The organism is Lysobacter sp. 05T417 (assembly GCF_056396405.1).
Window position 1 is genome coordinate 738469 of record NZ_JBFTLK010000001.1, and the last position, 7709, is coordinate 746177.

Sequence of the window (7709 nt, forward strand, 5' to 3'; positions counted from 1 at the left end):
AATCTGCATGAACCTCTTCAAGTCCAATCGCTTCAAGCTGATGGCCTCCGCTGTATTGCTGGCCATGTCTTCTCTCGCGTCCGCCGCCACCATCGAAATGGATGTCAACGGACTGGTATGCGCGTTCTGCGCGCAGGGCATCGAGAAATCGCTCAAGGCATTCCCTGCAACCGACGCGGTGTTCGTCAGCCTGGAGCACCGCATCGTCGCCGTACATCTCAAAGACGGCAGCGATATCGATGACGCTGCGCTGCGCAAGGCCATCACTGACTCCGGCTATGCGGTGGTGGCCATTCGCCGCACCGACGAGTCCCTCGACGCCATTCGCCAACGGGTCAAGGGCCATGATTGACGGCCACGCGCAGGCGCCCCTGAAACGCAATCTAGGGGTGGCGCTACTAACCCTTCTCGCCAGCAGCGGCACGCTGGTGTGCTGCGTCCTGCCCGCGGTGATGGTTGCATTGGGGGCGGGCGCTGCCCTGGCGGGTCTCGTGACCGCGGTGCCTCAACTGATCTGGCTCTCCGAGCACAAGGCAGGTGTGTTTGGCCTCGCGTCGGCGATGCTCGCGCTGTCGGGAATGATGTTGTACAGGGCACGACGGTTGCCCTGCCCGAGCGACCCCGCCCTGGCCCGTGCCTGTACGCGGCTGCGGAGGGCCAGCATCGCACTGTGGTGGTTTGCGCTGATCTGCATGCTGTTCGGTGCGACGTTCGCGTTCGTCCTGCCTGCCCTGAGCTGACACACGGTGGATGGGCGGCTTCGCCCCTTCGCTCCAGGGAGTTGCAGTGGAACCACTTCAGTTGGAAAGCACGTTGCGCTGCCCTCAGTGCGGGCACGAGAGTGTCGAGATCATGCCGGCGCAGGCGTGCCAGTTCTTCCATGAGTGCACCGGCTGCGGCGCGATGCTCAGCCCGAAGCAAGGCGATTGCTGCGTGATCTGCTCGTACGGGACGGTGCCTGTCCGCCGGTCCAACAAGGACGGGGATGTTGCAGGCAGAAAAAAGGGCCTGCAAGGCAAAAGCCTTGCAATCCCTTGATTTCATTGGTGCCGGAAATAGGAATCGAACCTACGACCTACGCATCACGAAGCGCCGATTGTTATGAGCAGTAGCGGCCGGAGGCGTCCCCACGCCCGTCCCTTCCGGGCCATGGGGACACCTCATCGCGTACAGCTACGCCTTCGCGGGCTTGCCTTTGACCACGTTCTTCTTCACAGCCGAAGCCCGCCGCCCCTTTGGCGCGACATCTGTCTTGCCGAGCTTGATCCGGACCTCTTTGATCTTGCCGGTGTAGACGAAAGGCAGGTCGTAGGTGAAGTCGATCGGCGAGCCTATGTCCATGCCGATGTCCAGCCCTTCACCCAGCGAGAACTGAGCCGGCACGGTTCGCTCGAGACGACCCTTGGCGAGACTCTTGCCGTTGGCGCTCAGGGTGATGCTGCCGCCCCGGCCAACTCCACCTCCGTCGTACTTGAAGTCGACGACCAGCGTTGCCTTTCCCGGCGGCAGCGCCTTGGTCGCGGTGAACGTGGTGCGCTCCTGCGACAGGAAGTTGTAGACGAAGGTGGGTTTGCCGTCGCGAAGATACAGGCCGTAACCGCCTTCCAGGCCACCGTGAGTGACGATCATGCCCTCGGCCTTGCCGCTCGGGACCTCGATCTCCGCTGTGATCGTCCATGATTTGTTGAGCATCGGCGGAGAGGCCGCATCCGGCACCCCGATGGTGCCGGGGTAGTAGGTGATTTCACTGCGCCCGCGCACCAGGCTCGGGCGTCCCATGGCTTCGGAGTCGAAGCGCTCGGTTGCACGCCAGTCCAGCGGCAGGACGTGGTACTTGGCTCCCTCGACCCACCACATGTCCTGCAACTGACGCAGCTTGTCCGGATGCTTGCGGGCGAGGTCGTTGGCCTGGGAGAAGTCTTCCTCAATGTTGTAGAGCTCCCACGGCGCGGTGTCCGGATCCCACTGCCCCCGGTTCGGATCCCAGGGCACGAACGATGGCGACGAGGCCATCCAGCCATCATGGTAGAGGCCGCGATTGCATCCCAGTTCGAAGTACTGGGTCCTGCGCGTCTCCGGCGCCTTCGCATCGAAAAGTGTGGCTGCGAAGCTGACGCCCTCGATCGGTTTCTGCTCGACGCCATTGAGTTCCCGCGGCACTGTGATTCCGCACAGTTCGTACAGGGTCGGCACCAGGTCGATGGTGTGCAGGAACTGGTCACGCAGACCGCCCTTGTCCTTGATTCGCGCCGGCCAGGAAATGATCATCGGATTTCGGGTTCCGCCGAAGTGCGACGCGACCTGCTTGGTCCACTGGAAAGGCGCATTCATGGCATGCGCCCACGCCGACGGAAAGTGGTTGAAGTGCTTGCGCCCGCCCAGCTCGTCGATCACCTTGATGTTGTCCTGCCACTTCTCGGAGATACCGTTGAAGAACAGGTTCTCGCATAGCGAGCCTTCCAGGCCGCCTTCGGCACTGGAGCCGTTATCGCCGGCGATGTAGATGAAGATCGTGTTCTCGCCGCCTGGCAGTGCCTTGCATGCCTCGACGACACGACCCAGTTCATGGTCGCAGTGGGCGGCGTAGCCGGCGAACACTTCCATCATTCGCGCATACAGCCGCTTCTGGTCGGCGTTGAGTGAGCTCCACGCCGGCAATCCCTTGGAACGCGTTGTGAGCTTGGTGTCCTTCGGGATAACCCCCAGCTTCTTCTGCCGCGCCAGGGTCAGCTCGCGGTACTTGTCCCAGCCGTCATCGAACTGTCCCTTGAACTTGTCGGCCCACTCGTTCCAGATGTGGTGCGGGGCATGCGTCGCGCCGGTAGCCACGTAAAGCATGTAGGGCCGCGAGGCGGCGATGCTCTTGACCTGCTGCACCCATGCGATGGCTTTGTCAGCGATATCGGTGGTGAGGTGATAGTCGGGGTCGGTCGATTTCGGGACCAGGTTGCGGTTCTCGTAGAGGATCGGATCCCAGTGGTTCATGTCGCCAGCATTGAAGCCGTAGAAGTAATCGAAGCCCAGGCCGTTGGCCCAGCGGTCGAACGGGCCCGCTTGGCTGGTGTCCCAGGGAGGCGTGTTGTGGTTCTTGCCGATCCAGGCCGTCATGTAGCCGTTCTGGCGCAGGACCTCGCCAATCGTCCCGCAACTCTTGGGCAGCACGCAGGTGTACCCGTCGTAGCCAGTGGCGATTTCGGTGATGCCGGCGAATGACGCCGAATGGTGATTGCGCCCGGTAATCAGCGCGGCGCGAGTCGGGCTGCAAAGCGCGGTGGTGTGGAAGCGATTGAAGCGCAGGCCCTCGGCCGCAAGCTTGTCCATCGTAGGGGACGGAATCCCGCCGCCAAAGGTGCCGTACTGGCCAAACCCGCAGTCATCGATCAGCAACAACACTATGTTGGGTGCACCCTCTGGCGCGGCGACCGGCTGTGGGAACTGAGGTGGGTCGGATTCCAGATATGTCCGGCCGACTTCACCGGAAAACTTGAAGTCAGGCGGCGGCAGGATGTTGGGGGTGGCTGCAACTGACTGGGGCTTCTTGGCCACGTGCGCGCTCCGTCAAAACCAGATGAGCGCCCGGTTTACACCGGACAACGTGATTGCCCGATCAAACGCATGTTCGAGAATCGAGGCAGTAGTCAACGCTTTACCCTCCGATCACCACGGCGAGCGTAAAAGGGCCATTCCCGTGTCGAACGATGAGCGCAGCCATGGCGAAGAAGGGACCTGAGCACAATTTCCCGCTCCACCTGGATCACAATCACCTCCCCGAACCGGAGTGGGGCTTCAAGGACGCGAAGATCGGGATGTATGCGACCGAGTCGAAGCCCGACTTCCCTCAGGCCAGGCAAGCGCCCGAGGGCGCGCCCAATATCCTTCTCGTTCTGCTCGACGACGTCGGTTTTGGCTGGTCCAGCGCCTGCGGAGGTCTGGTGCGGATGCCTACCGCCGAACGGCTGGCGGCGAGCGGCCTGTTCTACAACCAGTTCCACACGACGGCGCTGTGCTCGCCCACGCGCGCGGCGATGCTGACGGGTCGTAATCACCATTCCGTCGCCACCGGCGTCATCCAGGAGATGGCGACCGGATACCCCGGCTATTGCGGGATCATCCCCAAGGGCTGCGCGACGTTTGCCGAACTGCTCAAGCAGTCGGGCTATACCTGCGCCTGGTTCGGCAAGAACCACAACGTGCCCGACAACCTGACCAGTGCGGCGGGACCGTTCGACAACTGGCCAACCCACCAGGGCTTCGATTTCTTCTACGGATTCATAAGCGGCGAGACCGATCAGTTCTTCCCGTCGCTGTTGCGCAACACCGAGCCGATCGAACCGCCGTCGCGGCCGAAGGACGGCTACCAGCTCACGCGTGACCTGGCCGACCAGACCATCGGCTGGATCCGCACGCAGAAGTCGATCGCACCGGATCGTCCCTTCATGGCGTACTTCTCCACAGGCGCCGCGCACGCACCGCACCAGCCGCCGCTCGACTGGCGTGGCCGCAACGCGGGCCGCTTCGACATGGGCTGGGACCAATACCGCGAACAAGTGCATGCCGAACAGATCAAGCGCGGCATCACCCCCAAGGGCACGAAGCTGACGCCACGCCCGGAACAGATTCCGTCGTGGGACAGCCAGCCCGAAGCACACCGGAAGCTGTTCGCGCGGCAGGCGGAGAACTTCGCCGATTTCCTGGAACATGCCGACTTCGAGACCGGCCGCGTTGTCGATGCCATCGAAGCGATGGGCGAGCTCGACAACACCCTGGTCATCTACATCATCGGCGACAACGGCTCCAGCGGCGAAGGCTCGCTGGTCGGCACGCCGAATGAACTGATGAGCCTCAACGGCCGACAACCTTCAATGGAAGAGTCGATCGGTTTCATGGAGCGCTGGGGCATGCCGGGCACGTCTCCGCACTACGCGGTGGGTTGGGCCTGGGCCGGCGACACCCCGTTCCAGTGGACCAAGCAGGTGGCATCGCACCTGGGCGGTACGCGCAACGCGATGATCGTGTCGTGGCCGAAGGTCATCAAGGACCACGGCAAGCAGCGCCCGCAGTTCCATCACTGCATCGACGTGATGCCGACCCTGATGGAGGTCGCCGGCATCAGCGAGCCACGCGAGGTCAACGGCTACATCCAGCGCCCAATCGAAGGCATCAGCTTCGCCTACACGTTCGCTTCCGGAGCCGAGAAGATGCCGAGCACGCGCACCCACCAGTACTTCGAAATGCTGGGCAACCGCGCAATGTATGCCGACGGCTGGATGGCCTCGTGCCGGCACGGCCGGCTGCCGTGGGAGACGTCAGGTTCCTTCAGCTTCGACGCCGACGTCTGGGAGCTCTACAACATCGCCGAGGATTTCAGCCAGGCCGTGGATCTCGCCGAGCAGGAACCCGCGCGCCTGCGCCGGCTGCAGGACCTCTTCATGGTCGAAGCCGCCAAGTACAACGTCTTCCCGCTGGATGACCGATTCGCCGAACGCCTCGATGTCACGTTGCGTCCAAGTTATTTCTACGGCCGCGACGAAGTCACGTTCTACCCGGGCATGATCCGCCTGCCGGAGGGCAGCGGGCCAAAGCTGGTGGGCGTGCCATTCACCATGACGGTCCCTGTGGAGATACCGGAGGCCGGAGCCGAGGGCGTGATATTCGCGCTGGGCGGCGATGCTGCCGGTTTTTCGCTGTTCTTCTGGGAGGGCAAGCCGCGCTTCCATTACAACTTCTTCGCCATCAAGCGCTACGACATCACCGCGCCGGACGCGCTGGCCGCCGGCAAGCACACGATCGAAATAAGCTTCACCCCGCAGTCGCCGAAGCCCGGCAGCCCCGCGGACGTCACGCTGTCAGTCGACGGCAAGCAAGTCGCGCAGGGTCGAATAGACGAACAGATACCGATGCGCTGCGGCACCGAGACGATGGACGTGGGCATGGACTGCGTCTCGCCCGTTTGCGCCGACTACGAGGAGAAAGGACTGTTTCCCTTCACCGGCAAGATCGAGTCGGTAACCTTCAGGTTTGGTGACCACACCCCTCCCACTGGCATGGAGCGACTGAAACTGGCGACCGGCATGGATTGAAGGCGCGAGCTGAAATGAAAAAGAGCCTGCAAGACGAAACCTTGCAAACCCTTGATTTCAATGGTGCCGGAAACAGGAATCGAACCTACGACTTACGAAGCGCAACAGCCTTCGGCTACACAGGCGGACATGCATCGACCGCCTCGCGAAGGCGAACGATTGACGGTTCACTGTTCCATCACGCTTCGGTTAGCAGGCTCCCCCACGCGGATCAGCCGCGTGAGAGCCACGTCGATGTGTGCAATGCACATCGCCGCTAATGGACGATGCAAAGGAGATGTCTCGTGAAACAAGCCAAGTTGATTAGCGTCAAACGTCTGCTCGTCCTGGCGGTCGCCACCGCCATGTTGGCGGCTTGCGGCAAGAATGAGGCGCCCACGGCTGGCGACCAGACCGTTTCGCCCGGGTCAACTAGCGCGAGCGGCGACAAACCCGCAGGTGCCACCAATGAATCCCGGAAGGACGCGACGTCCGCAACGAAAGACGCCAACGGAAAACTGCTGAACGAACTGCCGTTCTCCGACAAGACCGACTTCGAGAATGCTCACAAGGGCTTCCTCGCGGCGCTACCGAGCGAGATCATCAAGGGCGAGACGGGCAACATCATCTGGGACCCTGCCAAGTACAGCTTCATTGGCGAAGATGCCGCGGCTCCCGACACGGTCAACCCCAGCTTGTGGCGCCAGTCGCAACTGATCAACATCAGCGGCTTGTTCGAAGTGACCGAAGGCATCTACCAGGTACGCAACCTTGACCTGTCCAACATGACCATCATCGAGGGCAAGGAAGGCATCACGGTCGTGGACCCGCTGGTCTCGGCCGAGACTGCCAAGGTCGCAATCGAGTTGTATTACGCTACGCGCGGCAAAAAGCCGGTCAAGGCGATCATCTACACGCACAGCCATGTCGACCACTATGGCGGCGTCAAGGGTGTGGTTAGCGCCGACGACGTGAAGGCCGGCAAGGTCAAGATCTACGCTCCGGACGGCTTCCTGGAAGCGGCCGTCGCCGAGAACATAATGGCCGGCAATGTCATGAGCCGTCGCGCCAGCTACATGTACGGCAATCTGCTGCCCGGCGACCCGAAGGGACAGGTGGGTGCCGGTCTTGGGACAACAACGTCGTCAGGCACCGTGACGTTGATACCGCCGACGGGTTCTACCCCGTTTCCACGGACGGTTGGGTTAAGAGTCTATAGGCCTGATCCTTGGCATCGAGTCTTCGCTGGATGATCGGGTTGTGGAAGCGCTCGATGTAGTCGAACACGTCGGCTCGTGCTTCGGCCAGGGTCAGGTAGCGACGTCTGTGCACCCGCTCGCGCTTGAGCTTGCCGAAGAAGCCCTCGGCCGCCGCGTTGTCGCCACAGTGGCCCACGTCGCTCATGCTGCTGACGATGTGCTGGTCCTTCAGAAACTGCTGGTACTCGGCACAGGTGAACTGGGTGCCGCGATCGGAATGCAGGATCACCGGTGTGCGGTCGGTGCGTTGCCAGCTGGCCATCATCACCGCCTTCAGGACCAACTGTCGGTCCTGCACCGGCGACATCGACCAGCCCACGACCTTGCCCGAGTACAGGTCCAGCAATGCACACAGGTACAACCAGGCCTCGCCGGTGCGGATGTAGGTGAT

General features: G+C 62.3%; 7 protein-coding genes and 1 tRNA gene. 5 read left to right on the forward strand and 3 right to left on the reverse strand.

Translation table 11 applies throughout. The annotated features are described in order from the left end of the window. Positions 1-7: 7 nt before the first annotated feature. The 3 genes from AC1DER_RS03325 (at position 8) to AC1DER_RS03335 (ending at position 1038) form a co-directional block, all read left to right on the forward strand. Positions 8-352: a heavy-metal-associated domain-containing protein gene (locus tag AC1DER_RS03325; protein ID WP_477248350.1), complete on the forward strand. Its 345-nt coding sequence runs from the start codon at positions 8-10 to the stop codon at positions 350-352. Further along, complete coding sequence (locus tag AC1DER_RS03330; protein WP_477248348.1) at positions 345-740, forward strand: hypothetical protein; 396 nt, start codon at positions 345-347, stop codon at positions 738-740. Before AC1DER_RS03325 ends, AC1DER_RS03330 begins: the two co-directional genes overlap by 8 nt. A gap of 112 nt (positions 741-852) precedes the next feature. Then, positions 853-1038, forward strand: coding sequence for a GDCCVxC domain-containing (seleno)protein (locus tag AC1DER_RS03335; RefSeq protein WP_477357669.1), 186 nt, complete (start codon positions 853-855; stop codon positions 1036-1038). Positions 1039-1044: 6 nt separating this feature from the next. Here the strand turns inward: AC1DER_RS03335 and AC1DER_RS03340 are convergent. Then, positions 1045-1148 (reverse strand) — tRNA-OTHER (locus tag AC1DER_RS03340). Positions 1149-1173: 25 nt separating this feature from the next. Next, positions 1174-3546, reverse strand: a complete 2373-nt coding sequence (locus tag AC1DER_RS03345) for an arylsulfatase (protein ID WP_477357656.1) — start codon at positions 3544-3546, stop codon at positions 1174-1176. A gap of 164 nt (positions 3547-3710) precedes the next feature. Between AC1DER_RS03345 and AC1DER_RS03350 the strand changes: the two genes are divergently transcribed. Beyond that, positions 3711-6080 carry an arylsulfatase gene (locus AC1DER_RS03350; RefSeq protein ID WP_477248344.1) on the forward strand — a complete coding sequence of 790 codons (2370 nt, stop codon included), beginning with the start codon at positions 3711-3713 and terminating at the stop codon, positions 6078-6080. Positions 6081-6364: 284 nt separating this feature from the next. Then, entirely contained in the window at positions 6365-7312 is a 948-nt protein-coding gene (locus tag AC1DER_RS03355) for an MBL fold metallo-hydrolase (protein WP_477357659.1), read from the forward strand. On the opposite strand, the gene AC1DER_RS03360 is transcribed toward AC1DER_RS03355, so the two are convergent. Continuing rightward, a partial coding sequence (locus AC1DER_RS03360; protein ID WP_477357662.1) for an IS3 family transposase occupies positions 7239-7709 on the reverse strand: 471 nt, incomplete at its 5' end. The genes AC1DER_RS03355 and AC1DER_RS03360 overlap by 74 nt on opposite strands.